Annotated in this window: 16 protein-coding genes; 10 read left to right on the top strand and 6 right to left on the bottom strand. The window is 66.9% G+C overall.

Features of this window, described 5'->3' with window-relative positions; translation table 11 throughout:
- Window positions 1-2: 2 nt before the first annotated feature.
- Genes ACIA49_RS00125 through ACIA49_RS00115 form a run of 3 tightly spaced genes read left to right on the top strand, consistent with a single transcriptional unit; the run spans window position 3 to window position 4,983 of the window.
- On the top strand, window positions 3-1,670 hold the full coding sequence (locus ACIA49_RS00125; protein ID WP_396374854.1) for an ABC transporter substrate-binding protein: 1,668 nt from the start codon (window positions 3-5) through the stop codon (window positions 1,668-1,670).
- Window positions 1,671-1,675: 5 nt separating this feature from the next.
- A complete protein-coding gene (locus ACIA49_RS00120) occupies window positions 1,676-3,937 on the top strand; it encodes a glycosyl hydrolase family 95 catalytic domain-containing protein (protein WP_396374853.1) in 2,262 nt (753 codons plus the stop codon).
- Between the two features lie 32 nt (window positions 3,938-3,969).
- A complete protein-coding gene (locus tag ACIA49_RS00115) occupies window positions 3,970-4,983 on the top strand; it encodes an ABC transporter substrate-binding protein (protein ID WP_396374852.1) in 1,014 nt (337 codons plus the stop codon).
- A gap of 104 nt (window positions 4,984-5,087) precedes the next feature.
- Here the strand turns inward: ACIA49_RS00115 and ACIA49_RS00110 are convergent, their stop codons facing one another.
- Together ACIA49_RS00110 and ACIA49_RS00105 are read right to left on the bottom strand one after the other, a co-directional pair.
- Entirely contained in the window at window positions 5,088-5,507 is a 420-nt protein-coding gene (locus tag ACIA49_RS00110; protein ID WP_396374851.1) for a carboxymuconolactone decarboxylase family protein, read from the bottom strand.
- A gap of 9 nt (window positions 5,508-5,516) precedes the next feature.
- On the bottom strand, window positions 5,517-6,128 hold the full coding sequence (locus ACIA49_RS00105; RefSeq protein ID WP_396374850.1) for a hypothetical protein: 612 nt from the start codon (window positions 6,126-6,128) through the stop codon (window positions 5,517-5,519).
- A gap of 152 nt (window positions 6,129-6,280) precedes the next feature.
- Here ACIA49_RS00105 and ACIA49_RS00100 point away from each other — a divergent pair, with 152 nt between their 5' ends.
- Window positions 6,281-7,276 (top strand): endonuclease/exonuclease/phosphatase family protein, encoded by a 996-nt coding sequence (locus ACIA49_RS00100; RefSeq protein WP_396374849.1) that lies wholly within the window; start codon window positions 6,281-6,283, stop codon window positions 7,274-7,276.
- Here the strand turns inward: ACIA49_RS00100 and ACIA49_RS00095 are convergent.
- From ACIA49_RS00095 to ACIA49_RS00085, 3 genes are read right to left on the bottom strand one after another with little or no spacing between them, the layout of a single operon-like run.
- Window positions 7,265-7,906 (bottom strand): response regulator, encoded by a 642-nt coding sequence (locus tag ACIA49_RS00095; protein WP_396374848.1) that lies wholly within the window; start codon window positions 7,904-7,906, stop codon window positions 7,265-7,267. The genes ACIA49_RS00100 and ACIA49_RS00095 overlap by 12 nt on opposite strands.
- Entirely contained in the window at window positions 7,899-9,020 is a 1,122-nt protein-coding gene (locus ACIA49_RS00090) for a sensor histidine kinase (protein WP_396374847.1), read from the bottom strand. The genes ACIA49_RS00095 and ACIA49_RS00090 overlap by 8 nt, the downstream gene beginning before the upstream one ends.
- Complete coding sequence (locus ACIA49_RS00085) at window positions 9,017-9,502, bottom strand: hypothetical protein (RefSeq protein ID WP_396374846.1); 486 nt, start codon at window positions 9,500-9,502, stop codon at window positions 9,017-9,019. The genes ACIA49_RS00090 and ACIA49_RS00085 overlap by 4 nt, the downstream gene beginning before the upstream one ends.
- A gap of 157 nt (window positions 9,503-9,659) precedes the next feature.
- On the opposite strand from ACIA49_RS00085, the gene ACIA49_RS00080 reads away from it, so the two are divergent.
- The 6 genes from ACIA49_RS00080 (at window position 9,660) to ACIA49_RS00055 (ending at window position 16,112) form a co-directional block, all read left to right on the top strand.
- Window positions 9,660-11,339, top strand: a complete 1,680-nt coding sequence (locus tag ACIA49_RS00080) for a sodium:solute symporter family protein (RefSeq protein WP_396376019.1) — start codon at window positions 9,660-9,662, stop codon at window positions 11,337-11,339.
- Window positions 11,340-11,355: 16 nt separating this feature from the next.
- A complete protein-coding gene (locus ACIA49_RS00075; protein ID WP_396374845.1) occupies window positions 11,356-11,595 on the top strand; it encodes a hypothetical protein in 240 nt (79 codons plus the stop codon).
- Window positions 11,596-11,690: 95 nt separating this feature from the next.
- On the top strand, window positions 11,691-12,584 hold the full coding sequence (locus tag ACIA49_RS00070) for a hypothetical protein (RefSeq protein WP_396374844.1): 894 nt from the start codon (window positions 11,691-11,693) through the stop codon (window positions 12,582-12,584).
- Window positions 12,584-14,359 carry a GMC family oxidoreductase N-terminal domain-containing protein gene (locus tag ACIA49_RS00065; protein ID WP_396374843.1) on the top strand — a complete coding sequence of 592 codons (1,776 nt, stop codon included), beginning with the start codon at window positions 12,584-12,586 and terminating at the stop codon, window positions 14,357-14,359. The genes ACIA49_RS00070 and ACIA49_RS00065 overlap by 1 nt, the downstream gene beginning before the upstream one ends.
- 98 nt (window positions 14,360-14,457) lie before the next feature.
- Window positions 14,458-15,225: a phytanoyl-CoA dioxygenase family protein gene (locus ACIA49_RS00060; RefSeq protein WP_396374842.1), complete on the top strand. Its 768-nt coding sequence runs from the start codon at window positions 14,458-14,460 to the stop codon at window positions 15,223-15,225.
- On the top strand, window positions 15,222-16,112 hold the full coding sequence (locus tag ACIA49_RS00055) for a helix-turn-helix domain-containing protein (protein WP_396374841.1): 891 nt from the start codon (window positions 15,222-15,224) through the stop codon (window positions 16,110-16,112). Before ACIA49_RS00060 ends, ACIA49_RS00055 begins: the two co-directional genes overlap by 4 nt.
- Here the strand turns inward: ACIA49_RS00055 and ACIA49_RS00050 are convergent.
- Window positions 16,109-16,306, bottom strand: a complete 198-nt coding sequence (locus ACIA49_RS00050) for a DUF3574 domain-containing protein (protein WP_396374840.1) — start codon at window positions 16,304-16,306, stop codon at window positions 16,109-16,111. The two genes, ACIA49_RS00055 and ACIA49_RS00050, sit on opposite strands and share 4 nt — an antisense overlap.
- Window positions 16,307-16,411: the final 105 nt, after the last annotated feature.

Raw genomic sequence — 16,411 nt, 5'->3', positions numbered from 1 at the left:
CAATGCGCTCATCCGTGAGCAAGGTCGCGGCCCTGTCCGCGGCCGCCCTGCTCGCCCTCGCGGCGTGCAGCTCGGACAAGACCGACGGGGCGGCGAACGAGACCTCTGCCGACGGCAAGGTCATCATCGACACGTTCGGCCCGCAGGGTCCGGACGACAACTGGGACAGCAACCCGGTCAGCAAGATCATGAGCGACAAGTTCAAGATCCAGTTCCGCTGGCAGACCACGACGTACGACGCCGGCGCGGCCAAGGAGAAGCGGCAGATCGCGCTGGCCAGTGGCGACTACCCCGACCTGTTCATGCTGATCCCGTGGGTGGACGGCTTCTCGCAGGCCGAGGTGCTCAAGCTCGGCACCCAGGGGGTCGCGCAGCCGCTCGAGCAGCTGATCAAGGACAACGCGCCGAACATCCAGAAGGAGCTCGACGCCAACAAGACCCTGAAGGAGATGTCGACCGCACCCGACGGTCACATCTACGCGCTGCCGCAGTGGTCGGACTGTGTGCACTGCACCTACCCGGACAAGCTGTGGATGAACAGCGCCTGGCTGAAGAAGCTCAACCTCCAGGTGCCGAAGACCACCGAGGACCTGCGCAAGGTCCTGCAGGCGTTCAAGACCCAGGACCCGAACGGTAACGGCAAGGCGGACGAGATCCCCCTGACCACCGACGTTCAGGACAGCAGCCTGATGGGCTACCTGATGAGCGCGTTCGCCTATAACCCGGTCGGCGCCAACAACGGCAACCGGTCGCTGCTCGAGCTGAACGGTGACAAGGTCGCCACGCCGGTCAACACCGACGCGTGGAAGGCGGGCCTGAAGTACATCAACTCGCTGTACAAGGAAGGCCTGATCGACCAGACCGCGTTCACCCAGAACGCGCAGGCGCTGCAGGCGCAGGGCAACAACCCGAAGGCGGTCGTGGTCGGATCCGTGCCGGTGCTCTGGCCGGGCATCTTCGTCCAGCTCGGTTCGAAGGACGGTCGCGACAAGCAGTACGACGCGGTGCCGCCGCTGACGGGTCCGGACGGCAAGAGCTACACCGGGTACAACTACCCGAGCTCGACCGGCTACACCTTCATGCTGACCAACAAGGCCAGCAAGGAGGCACAGGTCGCCGCGATCAAGATGCTCGACTACATCTACAGCGACGAGGGCCGCAAGATCGCCATCATGGGTCCGGAAGGGGTCGGCTGGTCCGCGCCGCGTCCTGGTGACATCGCGCTCGACGACAAGACCAAGGTCGGCTACTACCGCTTCGGTGAGGACGAGCACAAGAAGAACATCTCCTGGGACGCGATGGCGCAGTACAACGTGACGCTTGCCTACCGCAACGAGCAGGCCGTGCCGGCGGACGTCTACTCGGCCGCGGGTCTCGAGCGGCGGCTCTACCAGGAGACGACCAAGAAGTACGTCGGTCACGAGGACAAGTCGCTGTGGTTCCCGCAGACCTCGGTCTGGCCGGACCCCAGCCTCAGTGGTGAACTGGCCACCCTCCAGACGAACCTGAGCACGTATGTGAACCAGAACCAGCTCGCGTTCATCACCGGGTCGAAGAACATCGACACGGAGTGGGACGCGTATGTGAAGGGTCTCGACAGCACCGGCATGCCGCGGTACCTGGAGATCAACCAGCAGGCGTACGACAAGTACAAGTCCGGGAGCAAGTAGCACTCATGTCCCACGAACTGTGGTTCCGTACTCCCGCGCCGGACTGGGTCGAGGCGTTGCCGGTGGGCAACGGGCACCTCGGAGCGAAGGTGTTCGGCCGGGTCGGTACGGAACGGATCGCCCTGAACCTCGACGACGTGTGGTCCGGCGACGGGCCGCGCGAGCTGGAGGTGACGGGCGGTCCGGAGACGTTGGCCGACGTACGGCGGTTGTTACTGGCCGACGGTGATCGGTTGGCGGCGACCGAGCGGACGCGGGCCTTGCAGGGTCCGCTGGTCGAGTCGTACCAGCCGCTCGCCGATCTGCTGATCCGCACGGCGGGGGAGGCCGGCGACTACCGCCGGAGCCTCGACCTGCAGACCGGCGTGGTCGGCGTCGACTACACAGTGGAGGGGACGCGGTTCCGGCGCGAGACATATGTCTCCGCGCCGGACCAGGTGCTGGTCTGGACGATCACGGCCGACCAGGCCGGTGCGATCGATCTGGACCTCAGCCTGGAGAGTCAGCACCCGGTGCAAACGAATGTTGCCGAGGGCATCTACAACGCTGTCGGCCACGCTCCGTCGGAGTTGACGATCGAGTATCGCGAGAGCCCGGATCCGATCCAGTACCGCGACGGTCACGGGATCGGGTTCGGGATCGCGCTGCAGGTCCACGCTGCGAGTGGTGAGGTCATCACGTCCGCGGACGGCGTGACCGTTCGTGGTGCTGACAGTGTGACGGTGTTGCTGGCCGCGGCGAGTACGTTCCAAGGGTGGTCGGTACCACCCGGGCGTGATCCGCTCACCGCGTTGCGCGCGGCAACCGACGTACTGGCTGCTGTTGAGCTCGACAAGCTGCGTGAGCGGCATGTCGAGGATCATCAGGCGTTGTACGGGCGTGCGGAGCTTCAGTTGGGTACGGCGGTTGACCTGCCGACCGATGAGCGGATCGGGACCGACGATCCGGACCTGGTCGCGCTGATGTTCAACTTCGGCCGTTATCTGCTGATCGCGTCCTCGCGACCGGGCACGCAGGCGGCGAACCTGCAAGGCATCTGGAACCAGGACCGCCGGCCGATGTGGGCCAGCGACTGGACCAACAACATCAACACCCAGATGAACTACTGGCCGGCCGACGTCACCGGGCTGAGCGAGTGCTTCGAACCACTCATCGACAACCTGGAGGCCCTGGCAGCCTCCGGCGCCACCACAGCAAAGATCCTGTACGACGCTCCCGGCTGGGTGTCGCACCACAACTCGGACATCTGGGCCGCGACCTGGCCAGTTGGCGAAGGTGGTGATGATCCCGTCTGGGCGATGTGCGCGACGTGTGGAGTCTGGCTGACGGCGCATCTCATGGAGCACTACCGATTCGGCCAGGACCTGAAGTTGCTGCGTGAGCGCTCTTATCCGTTGATCGCTGGTGCGGCCGAGTTCGTGCTGGCGATGCTGGTCGAGGACGGCGAGGGGCGGTTGCAGTTCGTCCCGTCGACCGCGCCGGAACATCATTTCGTGCTGCCGTCGGGGGAGAGGGCCTCGGTCGACCTGACGTCGACGTACGACATCTGGCTGATCCGTGAGCTGTTCGCCAACCTCGCCGAGGCCGAGACCGCGCTGGGATTGACCTCAGACCTCAATGAGCAGGCCCAGAAAGCGCGGGAGCGGTTGCCGGAGATCCGGATCACGCCCGACGGGCGGCTCCACGAGTGGCCGACCGACTGGACGCCCTCCGAGATCAACCACCGGCACCAGTCGCACCTCTACGGTCTGCACCCTGGCGCGGAGATCGACCCGGCCCGTACGCCGGAGTGGGCCGAGGCGGCGCGGAGATCACTGCAGGTAAGGACCGATGGTGCAACGAACGGTGGCTGGACTGCGGCCTGGTTGGTTGCCCTGTGGGCGCGGTTGTTCGAGCCTGAACGGGCATCCGAGGTCATCCAGGACTATCTGGCGCGACTGGTCTCGGACAATCTGCTGCACCGCGACGGCGGTATCTTCCAGATCGACGCGAACTTCGGCATGACGGGCTGCATTCCGGAGCTGCTGATCCAGAGTCATACCGACGTGATTCGGCTGCTGCCGGCGCTGCCGAAAGCGTGGCCGGACGGGTATTTCCGTGGTCTGCGGGCTCGCGGCGGGCTGACGTTCGACGTCAGCTGGCAGGGTGGGCAGCTGACCAAGGCGTCGGTGGTTGCCTCGCGCACCGGACTGCACCGGATCGCCTTGCCGGGAAGGGAACTCGTGGTCGAGCTCCAGGCCGGTCAATCGGTGGACTTGGTGAGGTAAGCCTAGCCAAACTTGTTGTAGTCTCAACGTTCGTGAAGAGACTGATCGGAATCGTCGCCGCGACCGCCGTCCTCGCGTTCGCCGGCTGTGGTGGGAACGACACCAAGAGTGCGAACACCGGCGCGGGGGACACCGAAGTCGCCACCGGTGGGCGGCTGTTCAAGACCGCCGACGCGGAGACGGCCAAGCTCGGCTCGGACGCGCGGCCGGGAGTGTTCCCGCGCACCGTCAAGCACGCGCTCGGCGAGGCCAAGCTGGACAAGAGGCCCGAGCGCGTTGTCGTGCTGGACAGCGGTGAGCTGGACGACGTGCTCGCGCTCGGCATCACCCCGGTCGGCATGGCGACCAACACCGGCCAGAACGGCGTACCGTCGTACCTGGCGGACAAGGCGCAGGGGATCAAAACGGTCGGCGGGGTCAGCGAGCTGAACCTCGAGGCGATCGCGGCGCTCAAGCCCGACCTGATCCTGGGCAGCAAGCTGCGCGCCGCCACCCTGTACAGCAAGCTGAACGCGATCGCGCCGACGGTGATGAGCATCCGGCCCGGGTTCCCCTGGAAGGAGAACTTCCTGCTGGTCGCGGACGCGGTCGGCGCGGAGGACAAGGCCACCCAGATCCTGAACGACTACCAGAAGCGCGCCGACGAGGTGAAGGGCAAGGTCCAGGGTTCGCCGACGATCTCCCTGGTCCGGTTCCGCCCGGCGGAGATCCGGCTCTACGGCAACCTGTCCTTCATCGGCGTGATCCTGAAGGACATCGGCCTGCCGCGGCCCAAGGTGCAGGACGTCCAGGACCTCGCGGTCGAGGTCTCCGAGGAGAACATCGGCCAGGCCGACGGCGACTGGATCTTCTACTCCAGCTTCGGCCCGATCACCGGTACCAAGGAGACACAGGTTGTCAACGGCAACCTCTGGAAGGCACTCCCGGCCGTCAAGGCCGGCCACGCCAAGCGCGTCGACGACGAGGTCTGGTTCCTCGGCCTCGGCCCCCTCGGCGCCATGGCCACCCTCACCGACCTCGAAACCCTTCTCACCACCAAAAGCTAACGTCCGAAAAACCGCAGACCACGCCCACCGATCCTTCGGACGTTGTGGGAGCGGCGTTCGCGACGTCCGAAAAACCGGAGAGGGGCCCTCCGATCGTTCGGACGTTAGGGGGTGACGGGGAGGAGACCGCGGTCGGCGAAGACTTTTTTGGCGACGGTGATGGCGTTGAGGGCGCGGGGGAAGCCGGCGTAGCCGGCAGCGTGGGTGAAGGTTTCGACGATCTCGGTGGGGGTGAGTCCGACGTTGAGGGAGGTCTTGATGTGGACCTCCAGTTGGGGCTCGCAGCCGCCGAGGGCGGTCAGGATGCCCAGCGTGACGAGTTGGCGCTGCTTCGGGTCGAGGCCAGGGCGTGCGTAGATGTCGCCGAAGCCGAAGGCGACGATGTGGTGGGCGAGCGCGGGAGCGATGTCACCCAGGCTCTCCATCACAGCGGGCGCCGAGCCGCCGTCGACGGCATTCAGTACGGCGAGGCCGCGGTCGTAGCGGGCCTGTTCCTCGGGGCTGTTCAGATCGGCAACTGTCATGCCTCGAGGCTAGTCCGGAACGTGCCCGCGATCCGTGACCGGGATCTCAGGGGCGTAGCGGGCAACGGCCGCCACGAGATCGTCGTACGGCATGGCACGTCCGATGACCTCGTGGGAGCCGGGCCACGGCCGCGACGGTCCCCAGGCCTTGGAGCTGCGGGGGAGTGCCTCGTCGGTGTGCAGCAGGACGACCAGGTAGGGTTCCCACTCCTCGTCCTCGGGGTTGCCCAACGGTCGTTCGATCCGGCAGATGCCGCGGACCTCGGCCCAGCCGACCGTGCGCGGTTGCGCGCCGCCGAGGTGGACGCCGACGGCGTCGATGGACAGCAGTACGTCGTCCTCGTCGGCCTGCTGCCGTTCCTCCAGCGCGGTGATCGCGCCGATCAGCAACAGGAACGGCATCCCCAGCGCGAAGATCAGCGGGCTGCCGCCCCAGGACAGCCAGATCGTCTCCAGCCCGTCACGGACGGAGTTGCCCTGAGCGCGCGCGATCACCACGGCCAGCACCGTGACCAACACCTCGGCGCCGACCAGCAGCGCACAGAACAGCAGCATCGTCTTGGTGGTGCCCAGCCCATGTCGCTTGACGACGAAAGGCTCCACACTTTGATCAGGCGGCATACCCCGCATTGTCAGCGTTATCCGCCGAACGCACCAGTGCTCTCACACGTGTCTAATCCCTTCGGCCTGATCGGTCGTCCGCAAGGATGAAATCGACGTATAGAACCCTGCGTGGACTTTGGCAGAGCCGGAGAGTCCGCAACAATCGCCTCATGTCCAACACCACTGCGACCCTCGCGACCAAACGGCCGCCACAGCGGGCCAACCCCCGTCGTGCGCGGAAGAACGGCAAGTGGCGTCGTGGCTGGTTCATCGCGGTGCTTGCGGTGCTGTCCGCACTGCCGCTGCTGTTCCACCGCTGGGTGCCGAACTCGATCGGCAATCTGGGCAGTCTGCTCGACACGTTCCTGCCCTGGGTGGGCCTCGCCGTACCGATCCTGGCCGTTGCCGCGCTGGTACGGCGTTCCGCGATCGCCGGGGTCGCGTTGCTGCTGCCCGCACTCGTGTGGGGTGGGATGTTCGGCAACCAGCTGATCCCGAAGTCGTCCGGTGGCGCCTACGACCTGCGCGTGCTGTCGCACAACGTGGACGCGGCCAATCCGGATCCGGAGCGGACGGCGCGGGACCTGCTCGCGGCCGATGCGGATGTCGTCGCGCTGGAGGAGCTGACCGCGGCCGATCTCAAGGTCTACAAGGCTGCCTTCGCCAAGAAGTATCCGCATCAGGTAACGCGGGACACCGTCGCGCTCTGGTCGAAGTACCCGGTCGAGGAGAGTGAGTCGGTCGACGTCGGCTTCGCCTGGACCCGGGCGCTGCGGGCCGAGGTCGACACCCCGGAGGGCAAGGTCGCCGTGTACGTCGCGCACCTGGCCTCGGTCCGGGTCGGGACCAGCGGCTTCACCTCCGACCAGCGCAACAAGACGATCCGCGCGCTCGGTCGGCAGATCGCCGACGAGCGGCTGGCCGGCGTGATCGTGATGGGCGACTTCAACGGTACGGCGACCGACCGCAGCCTGGCGCCGTTGACCGCCGGTCTGCGCTCGGCGCAGGGCGCGGCCGGCCACGGGTTCGGTTTCACCTGGCCGTCGGCGTTCCCGATGGCGCGGATCGACCACATCCTGGTGCGCGGCGTGCAGCCGACCAAGGCATGGGTGATGGACCCGACCGGCAGTGATCACCGCCCGGTCGTCGCCGAGCTAAAGATCTGACACGAGTCCCTGGCGATAGGCGTACCGGACCGCCTCCGCGCGGTGCCGGGCGCCGATCTTGGCGAACGTGTTGTTGATGTGCGTCTTCACGGTCGCCTCACTGATGAACAGTTGCGCGGCGATCTCCGGATTGCTCAGCCCGCGCGCGATCAGCCGCAGCACCTCGGTCTCGCGGGTGGTGAGACCGTCGTTGGTCGACGGCTCGGGGGCGAGCCCCGCGATGAGCCGTTTGGACACCTCAGGGTCGAAGGTGGATTGACCGGCTGCGGTCGATCGCAGGGCCGCCCCGATCTCGGTGCGGCCGGCGTCCTTGGTCAGATATCCACGCGCCCCGGCCCTGAGTGCACCGGCGATCGACTCGTCGTCCGCGTACGTCGTCAGCACCAGTACGGCGACCTCCGGGTACTCGGCCGTGATCCGGGCCGTCGCACCGACTCCGTCGAGGACCGGCATCCGCAGATCCATCAGCACGACATCGACGTTGCCCTGAGCAACGAGGTCGACCGCCTCGGCGCCGTTCGCCGCGGCACCGGTGACCTCGATCCCGTCAAGCAGTTCGAGTAACGCGACCAGGCCTTCCCGGACGACCTGCTGGTCGTCGGCCACGATCACCCGGATGCTGTCAGTCATTCGTCACCTCCGCGATCACGAGCCAGTCGTCCCCGTCCGGGCCTGCGGTCAGCGTGCCACCGACCAGGGCCAGTCGCTCCCGCATCCCGGTCAGCCCGAATCCCTCGCCGCTCGTCGCGCCCGCGTTGCGAACCACGATCCGCACGCCGGCGTCGTACCGGACCTCGAGGTCGATCGGTTGCCCAGGCGCATGCTTAGCGGCGTTCGTGAAAGCTTCCCGGGCCGCGTTGAGCAACGCAACGGTGACTCCGGAGTCGAGCTTGCTGGGCGTCCCGCTGACGGCAAAGTGCATCTGTACGGCGTGATCTGTCTCGTGCTGCTCGGCAAGCGCGGCCAGCGCCTGCGGAAGATCCGGTACGTCGTCCGCGCGGAGCGCCGCGACCGCGTTCCTGGCCTCAGCCAGGCCTTGGACGGCCAGCCGGCGCGAGCGTCGTACCCGCTCCAAGGCTCCGTCCACATCGCGGCGCTCATCGAGCAGGGCTTCGGCCACTTCCAGCTGCACGCTCAGGGCGCCGAGCGAGTGCGCGAGGACGTCATGCAGGTCGCGCGCGATGCGGCCGCGTTCCTCGAGAGTCGCGGCGCGCGCCTGCTCGTCCTGCGCCCGGCGGGTCTGGACGAGCAGCTCGCGCGTCTGCCTGACCTGGATCTCGTACTGCCGGCGGTTCACGCCGAAGGCGATCAGGATCGCTTCCCACATCAGCTGGCTCAGGTACCAGGTGTCGGTGCGGTCGAACCACCAGGCCGAGACGGCGAGGCCGAGCGCGGCACCGATGCCGACGGCAACGATCGGCCAGGTCCCGGAGCGGGTCAGGTCGACCACCACGATCGTGGTGAGCGAGACCAGGACCAGGACCAAGGCGTTGGAGTTGGGTACGCCGGCGACCAGCGAGGTGCCGATCGTGACCGCCGCGAGCAGTGCGAGCGCCAGGCGAGGGCGGACCGTCATCAGCACGGTGCCGGCCAGGAAGACGGCCAGCCCGGTACCGACGACGTACCAGACCCAGTGGTCGGCCGGTCGCGCCGTGGCCAGGACGCCGACGGCGACGGCCGCGGTCATGATCCGGCCGAGCCAGCCGCTGTCGCCGTGCATCCCAGCCGGGAGTCTTGACCTCAACGGACGCTGTACTCCTCTGCCTCGCGGTGTGCCTTGCCCTGGATCACCAGCGACTGGGTGAGCAGGTTCGCTCCCAGGCTCAGGATCAGTGCACCGCCACCGATCGTGGAGGCGGCGCCGAGCAGGTGACCGACGCCGGCCAGCCCGAGGCGGATGACCAGGTAGGCCACCATGATGCCGAGTCCGGGGAGGCCGAGCCGGTAGAACACCTTCCCGGCGCGCCGCTCGACCTGCGCGACCATGCCGGAGGCGTAGCCGGCGACCAGGGCGACCACGGCTCCGATGACCAGGAGCGTGACGTCGATGACGCCGTACTGGTGGTTGCCGTAGAGCTGGTAGACGCCGACGCCGCACATGATCAGCGGACCGCGCCAGGCGTCGGCGTCGGAGTTCTTGAGTTCCGACCAGGACAGCCGGCGGACGAGGACCGCGACCACGATCGCGATCATGACGAGTGCGTTGGGAAGGGTTCCGAAGGACATGCTCCGACGCTAAATGGGCACTGTCGTCTCGCAGGACCGTCCACGGGTGGAGATCCGGGTGGAGACGCGGGTCGCCGAAGCTGGTCGTTGAAAGTAGGAGTAACGTTCCCAATCGGTAACAACACGATGCGTTAGATAGCGACCCGGAGGGCCGATGCTGCCACTTGACTCCGTCCTGAGACTCGACGCGAACGCCGTCGACTACGTCATCATCGCGACGTACTTCGCCTTCGTGCTGGGCATCGGCTACCTGGCCAAACGCGCGGTCTCGAGCAGTCTGGACTTCTTCCTGTCCGGCCGCTCGCTGCCCGCCTGGGTGACCGGCCTGGCCTTCATCTCGGCCAACCTCGGCGCGATCGAGATCATGGGGATGTCCGCGAACGGCGCCCAGTACGGGATGCCGACCGTGCACTACTTCTGGATCGGCGCGATCCCCGCGATGCTGTTCCTCGGCGTCGTGATGATGCCGTTCTACTACGGCTCCAAGGTCCGCAGTGTTCCCGAGTTCATGCTGCGCCGGTTCGGCAAACCCGCGCACCTGGTGAACGCGATCAGCTTCGCCGTGGCGCAGGTGCTGATCGCGGGCGTGAACCTGTTCCTGCTGGCGACCATCGTCAACGTGCTGCTCGGCTGGCCGATCTGGCTGTCGCTGATCATCGCCGCCGCGATCGTGCTCAGCTACATCACGCTCGGCGGGCTGTCCGCCGCGATCTACAACGAGGTCCTGCAGTTCTTCGTGATCGTGGCCGCACTGTTGCCGTTGACAATCATCGGGCTGCACAAGGTCGGCGGCTGGCAGGGTCTGGTCGACAAGGTCACCGCGGCCCCGAAGGGCGGCGCGCAGCAGCTGCACGCCTGGCCGGGCACCGAGCTGAGCGGTTTCAACTCGGACATCCTGTCGGTGATCGGGCTCGTGTTCGGACTCGGCTTCGTGCTGTCCTTCGGCTACTGGACGACGAACTTCGTCGAGGTGCAACGGGCGCTGGCGTCGAAGAACATGTCCGCGGCCCGGCGGACCCCGATCATCGGGTCGTTCCCGAAGATGTTCATCCCGTTCATCGTGATCATCCCGGGCATCATCGCGGCGGTCGCCGTACCGGAGTTGCAGCAGCTGAAGTCGACCGGCAACGGCTCGGTGACCTACAACGACGCGTTGCTGCTGCTGATGCGCGACCTGCTGCCGAACGGCATGCTGGGGCTGGCGATCACCGGTCTGCTGGCCTCGTTCATGGCCGGTATGGCGGCGAACCTGAGCTCGTTCAACACCGTCGTCACCTACGACCTGATCGAGCGGTACATCATCAAGGACCGCGACGACGCGTTCTACCTGCGGACCGGGCGCTGGCTCACCGTCGGCGGCACGATCGTCGCGATCGGTACGGCGGCGATCGCGTCCGGCTACAGCAACCTGATGGACTACCTGCAGCAGCTGTTCTCGTTCTTCAACGCGCCGCTGTTCGCCACGTTCATCCTCGGTATGTTCTGGAAGCGGATGACCGCGGCGGCCGGCTGGGTCGGTCTGGTCTCCGGTACGTCGACAGCCATCCTGGTGTTCATCCTGTCCGAGACCGGGGTGATCAACCTGCCGGGTCAGGGTGCGAGCTTCGTCGGGGCCGGCGCGGCCTTCGTGGTCGACATCCTGGTCAGTGTCCTGGTCAGCATGGGGACCAAGGCCAAGTCCGACGAGGAGCTCAAGGGCCTGGTGTATTCGCTGACGCCCAAGGAGGACCGGACCGAGACCGCCCAGGAAGGCGATCACGGCTGGTACCGCAAGCCGACTGTGCTGGCGGGGATCTCGCTGGCGATGGTCATCGTCCTGAACATCGTCTTCGGCTGACCGGGAGAGGCTCGAGATGGCAGAGAAGAAGAAGTCCGGAGCGTTCGACATCCGGGTGGTGATCGCAGCGCTGATCGGGATCTACGGCATCGTGCTGACGATCCTCGGGGCGATCGCGGACCCGGCCGAGGTGTCCAAAGCCGACGGCGTGAACATCAACCTGTGGGGCGGGATCGGGATGCTGGTCTTCGCCGCCCTGTTCGTGCTCTGGGCGCGGGTGCGGCCGATCGCCGTACCGGTCACAGCGGACGAGTGACCTCCCGGCACCACTGGTCGTTGTAGGACCAGTGGTGCCGGTGGTTCCACCCCTGCGGGAACTCCGGCGTGGCCCCCATCTGCCGAAGGACCCGTATGCCTACAGCAGTTCCTCTTGCCCGAAGGGCGTTCCTCGCCCGGATCGGGGTTCTGGGCGCGGCGCTGGGAGGGGGCGGGCTGCTGACACGCAGTCTGCTCAATCCCGCTGACGCCGCCACGAACCCCCTTCTCCCGCCCGCGGTGGACCTCGTCCGCCCCGTCCTCGCGGCGCTCGCCCGCGACACTCTCAACGGTCTGACCGCCTTCGCGCTACCCGGCCCGGACCAGTACTCCCGGACGCAACGCGCCAGCAGCCGGACTCCCGGCGCGATGGAGGCCGGCGCGACCGACTTCATGATCAGCGCGCTGGACAACTTCGTCCCGTTCCCCGATGCGCTCGCCCAGCCGATCAGTGCCGCCTTGGTGACGGGACTGGCCGATACCGGTATCAACCTGCCGGGGCTCGAGGTGCTCCCGGCCGAGCTGCGCAATCTGGACCACGCGTTCGCGGCGCTCCTGCAGAGCGACGAGGCGATTCCGCTGTCGTTCCCGATCGCCGGCCTGCTGAACCTGATGGCGACCCAGGTGAACCCGGCCGCCGTCAACGGCCCGCACCTGTCGCCGTTCGCGCGCCTGACGTACGCCGAGAAGGCTTCCGCCTTCGAGCTGATCGAGAAGACCGACTCGGACCTGGTCGCGTTGCTGGACGTGCAGTTCCCCGAGCCGTTGAAGGCATCGGTGTCGGGGCTGCTGAAGTTCGTCGGCGGCGCACTGATCGAGTTCGCCACCTTCGGCGCCTACAGCGAGTACGGCGTACTGGATCGCGACGCGAAGAAGCTGCGGAAGCGACCGGTCGGCTGGACGCTCACCGGTTATCAGCCGGACGGTCCGGTCGAGGGCTGGGACGACTTCATCGGTTACTACCAGGGACGCAAGGAGGTGCACGACTGATGCGTGACGTGATCGTGATCGGGGCCGGCGGTGGTGGACCGGTCGTCGCCAAGGAGTTGGCCGCCAAGGGTCTGGATGTCCTGCTGCTCGAGGCCGGACCGCGGCATGCGAGGCCGCGCGAGGAGTGGTCGACGTTCGAGGAGGACGCGAACAACCCGCTGACCGGATACTTCCGGCTCGGCCCGACGGACCGCTCCAAGCCGGCGTGGTACCGGGAGTGGCCGCAGAACTCGTTCGTCTGGCAGTTGTCGGGCGTGGGCGGGACGACGCAGCACTTCTACGGGAACTACCCGCGCGCTTATCCCGGGGTCTTCGCCGGCTATGAAGGTGCCGACCGCAACGAGTACGACGTGAACCACCGGTTCCCGTTCACGTACTCGGAGCTGGTTCCGTACTTCGAATGGGTCGAGGCGCTGATGCCGGTCCAGACGGCGGCGATGGGTCACAAGGAGCAGATGTTCTTCAAGGGCGCCGAGACGATGGGGCTCCCGGTGCAGACCACCAAGACGACCCATCGGCCGGCGTACCGGCCGCAGGAGAACGCGATCCTGCAGCCCGGCGGGACAGCGGGCAAGACGTCGGACAAGAACCTGCTGAACTATCCGCAGGCGACCGGCTGCACGTTCTGTGGTTACTGCTTCCAAGGGTGCATGCGTCCGAAGGGGGCCCCGCGCAACCAGTTCGCGAAGCGCTCGACGGACAACAGCTATGTGCCGATGGCGCTGACGGCCGAGGTGTGGTCTCGCGACGGCAAGCCGGCCGAGCTGATCGCCGACGCATATGTGACGCGGATTCACACTGAGACGCGGCACGGCGTACTGACTGCGTCTGGTGTCACGTGGCGGGACAACGTGACCGGTGACGAGCACCGTGAGGACGCCCGTGTTGTGGTGATGTCGGGTGGTTGCACCGAGAACCCGCGGCTGTGGTTCAACAGCGGACTGCCGAACCCGAACGGCTGGGTCGGGCGTGGGTACACCGACCACTTCTTCGACTGGATGATCGGTTCGTTCGACGACTACACCGGTAACCCCAAGGGCGTTGGGTCAAGCGCGCGGCTGGACTACCCGCCGTACGGGGGTCTGGAGAACGTCGGGCTGCCGCCGGCGCTGAACGCGTTCGCGGGCACGCTGTCGGACAGCGGGATCCGTGGGCAGTACAAGAACGGGCGCGGCCAGACCGGGCCGTGGGACGGGCCGGCCGGGCGGTTGATGGGGCCGGAGCTCAAGGAGGTCCTTGCCGGAGGCATCGACAAGCTGCTGACCGTGCTGGTGATCACCGACGACGACGTCGAGGCGCAGAACCGGGTCACCACCTCGGCGCTGCCGGCCGACGAGAACGGGCCGATCCCGAAGGTCACCTTCCAGCAGCGCAAGCGGACCAAGCGGACGCTGAAGAACCGCGAGTTCATGGCGCGGAAGGCGGCCGAGCTGCTGCGGGGCGCCGGTGCTCGCAAGGTGTATCGGATCGACTGGGCGCCGCTCATCCTGCATGTGCAGTCGTCGATGCGGATGGGGGCGTCGGAGCACAACTCGGTGCTGGACCCGACCGGCGAGACCCGAGCGGTGAAGGGTCTCTTCGTGGCCGACAACTCTGCGCTGTCGAACGGTCTGGGTGGGCCCAACCCGACCCTGACGTCGCAGGCGCTGGCCACCCGGACGGCCGAGAACATCTTCAAGACGTACTTCGGCGGCGACCCGTGGGTGCGGACGAGCGCTCCGGTGATCTCCACCGACCCGCGGATCTCGGTCCGGCTGGGGCAGCTCGGCTTGTAAACCGTGTCCGTTTGACGAACATCGGCGTCCGGTCGGGTCCTCCCGGCCGGGCGCCGGTTTTTCTACGCTCGAAGTACCCGAGACCGAGGAGCTTCGAGATGACGATCACGCCGGCCAGGCCGGAGTTGGCGAGCCTGGCGACGCAGTACGCCGATCAGGGGTTCGTGCTGGTGAAAGGCCTGCTCAGCAAGGAGGAAGCGGCGTACTATCGCGGCCGCAGCCACGACCTGCTGGCGCAGCTGAACCGCAAGGACGACCCGACCTGGCAGTCCGCGATGGGACTGGCCGACGGCGCGACCCGGCTGCAGCACCTGCACGACGCACAGTTCTACGACGCGGAGTTCGCGAAGCTGCTGGTGGACCCGCGGTTCACCGACGTGGCCGCTGCGGTGATGGGCGTGGACAACGTCCAACTGCACCACACCAAGCTGTTCGTGAAGCCGCCGGAGAACGGCTCGCCGTTCCCGCTGCACCAGGACCACCCGTTCTTCCCGCACCAGTACCACCGGGTCGGCGCGGCGATCTTCCACTTCGACGACGCACCGGTCGAGAAGGGGTGCGTGCGGATCATCCCGGGCAGTCACAAGTCCGGTCCGCGTGAGCACGACCCGGAGGGCTCGTTCCACCTCACCGATGTGCCGTTCGACGACGCGACGCCGCAGCCGGCCGAGGCGGGGGACGTGCTGTTCTTCACCTACCTGACCGTGCACGGCTCCGGGGTGAACGTCAGCGACCAGCCACGCACCACCTGGCTGATCCAGTACCGCGACCCGGCCGACCCGCCGACGGTCAAGACGCACGAGTGGTCGCTCGGGCAGGGCATGATGCTGCGTGGGGTGGACCCGACCGGCAGGAGCAATGTTTGACCCTCGCGGACGTCGCTGATGCGGACCGTTTCGTCGACCTCGGTGGACTACTGGAGTCCTGCGAGGTCGACGGGTTCCGTGCGGACTTCCTGAGCTGGGGGTTCTACCGGCCGGAGTACTGGCGCAACTACTGGCACAGCCACTCGTTTCACGAGGTGTGCCTGGCCTACTCCGGCTCCGGCCGGTTCAACAACGGCTCCGTCCAGTACGACGTCGCGGCGGGGTCGCTGTTCCTCGCCCGGCCCGGTGACGTCCATGAGATCGAGTCGAGCCACAGTGAGCCACTGGGCATCGCCTTCTGGGGCTTCACCTTCCGCCCGGGTTCTGACGAACCTGGTTGGTGGTCGGGGCTCACACGCGCTGACGGACCGGTGCTGTCACAGCGGGTCGGCACTCTGCCCGCTCTGATCACAGCACTCGCCTCGGAGGCCGCTGCGCCCGTCTCTGGGTATCCAGCTGTTCTGAGCGCTCTTGGCTCCACTCTGGTGCTTGAGACTGCCCGCGCCTTCGCACTGGACGATGACTTGGCAGTCGAGCCGGTACGGCGGGACCGCGGTCTGCTGGTGGTGGAGGCGATGCAGCGGCATCTGCGCGACAACCTGTCCCGGCCGATCATGGTCCGGGACGTAGCGGCCGTCGTACATCTGTCTGAGCGGCATGCGGAGCGGCTGTTCACGCAGCAGACCGGTGCGTCGATCATGTCCACGCTCTGGCGGCTCCGTCTCGAGTTGGCCGCTCAGCTGTTGCTGGACCCGGCGCTCACCGTCACCGAGGTAGCTCGGGCCTGTGGGTATTCGGACGTCCGTCCGTTCTCCACTGCCTTCAAACGCCACTACGGCCGCACACCGGGTGAGCACCGGCGCTCAGGCGGAACCGAGTTCATCTAGAACGAGACGTGCTCCGTGCTGTCGGCCCGGAGGACGGACTCCTGCTGGAACTTCTTCTCGTAGAGGCCCCGGATCTCCTCGATCTTCTTGCTGCTGTCCTCGGCGCCGTCGGCCTGCAGTGCCACCGCGGCCGGAGTGGCCAGCGCGGTCAGCACGAGCGCGGCGGTCGCGGCTGTCTTGCCCAGGTGCTTCATGTGGTGCGTTCCCCCTACGTCGTTGCGATTGGCTCGACGCTAATCACGCTTCCGGGCGATCTGGGCGGTTCTCCTGATGCTTGTGCCCGGGGGTCCGGTACGGAG

The sequence above is a fragment of the Kribbella sp. NPDC051587 genome (assembly GCF_044453945.1).
Taxonomy (GTDB): Bacteria; Actinomycetota; Actinomycetes; order Propionibacteriales; family Kribbellaceae; genus Kribbella.
Note: the sequence above shows the minus strand (reverse complement) of the source record. Positions and strands in the feature narration are given on the sequence as shown.

Coding starts and splice junctions, on each gene's coding strand:
- ACIA49_RS00125 (WP_396374854.1), top strand. CDS start 3: ATGCGCTCATCCGTGAGCAAGGTCGCGGCCCTGTCCGCGGCCGCCCTG.
- ACIA49_RS00120 (WP_396374853.1), top strand. CDS start 1,676: ATGTCCCACGAACTGTGGTTCCGTACTCCCGCGCCGGACTGGGTCGAG.
- ACIA49_RS00110 (WP_396374851.1), bottom strand. CDS start 5,507: ATGACAGTTGCCGATCTGAACAGCCCCGAGGAACAGGCCCGCTACGAC.
- ACIA49_RS00105 (WP_396374850.1), bottom strand. CDS start 6,128: ATGCCGCCTGATCAAAGTGTGGAGCCTTTCGTCGTCAAGCGACATGGG.
- ACIA49_RS00100 (WP_396374849.1), top strand. CDS start 6,281: ATGTCCAACACCACTGCGACCCTCGCGACCAAACGGCCGCCACAGCGG.
- ACIA49_RS00095 (WP_396374848.1), bottom strand. CDS start 7,906: ATGACTGACAGCATCCGGGTGATCGTGGCCGACGACCAGCAGGTCGTC.
- ACIA49_RS00085 (WP_396374846.1), bottom strand. CDS start 9,502: ATGTCCTTCGGAACCCTTCCCAACGCACTCGTCATGATCGCGATCGTG.
- ACIA49_RS00075 (WP_396374845.1), top strand. CDS start 11,356: ATGGCAGAGAAGAAGAAGTCCGGAGCGTTCGACATCCGGGTGGTGATC.
- ACIA49_RS00070 (WP_396374844.1), top strand. CDS start 11,691: ATGCCTACAGCAGTTCCTCTTGCCCGAAGGGCGTTCCTCGCCCGGATC.
- ACIA49_RS00065 (WP_396374843.1), top strand. CDS start 12,584: ATGCGTGACGTGATCGTGATCGGGGCCGGCGGTGGTGGACCGGTCGTC.
- ACIA49_RS00060 (WP_396374842.1), top strand. CDS start 14,458: ATGACGATCACGCCGGCCAGGCCGGAGTTGGCGAGCCTGGCGACGCAG.
- ACIA49_RS00050 (WP_396374840.1), bottom strand. CDS start 16,306: ATGAAGCACCTGGGCAAGACAGCCGCGACCGCCGCGCTCGTGCTGACC.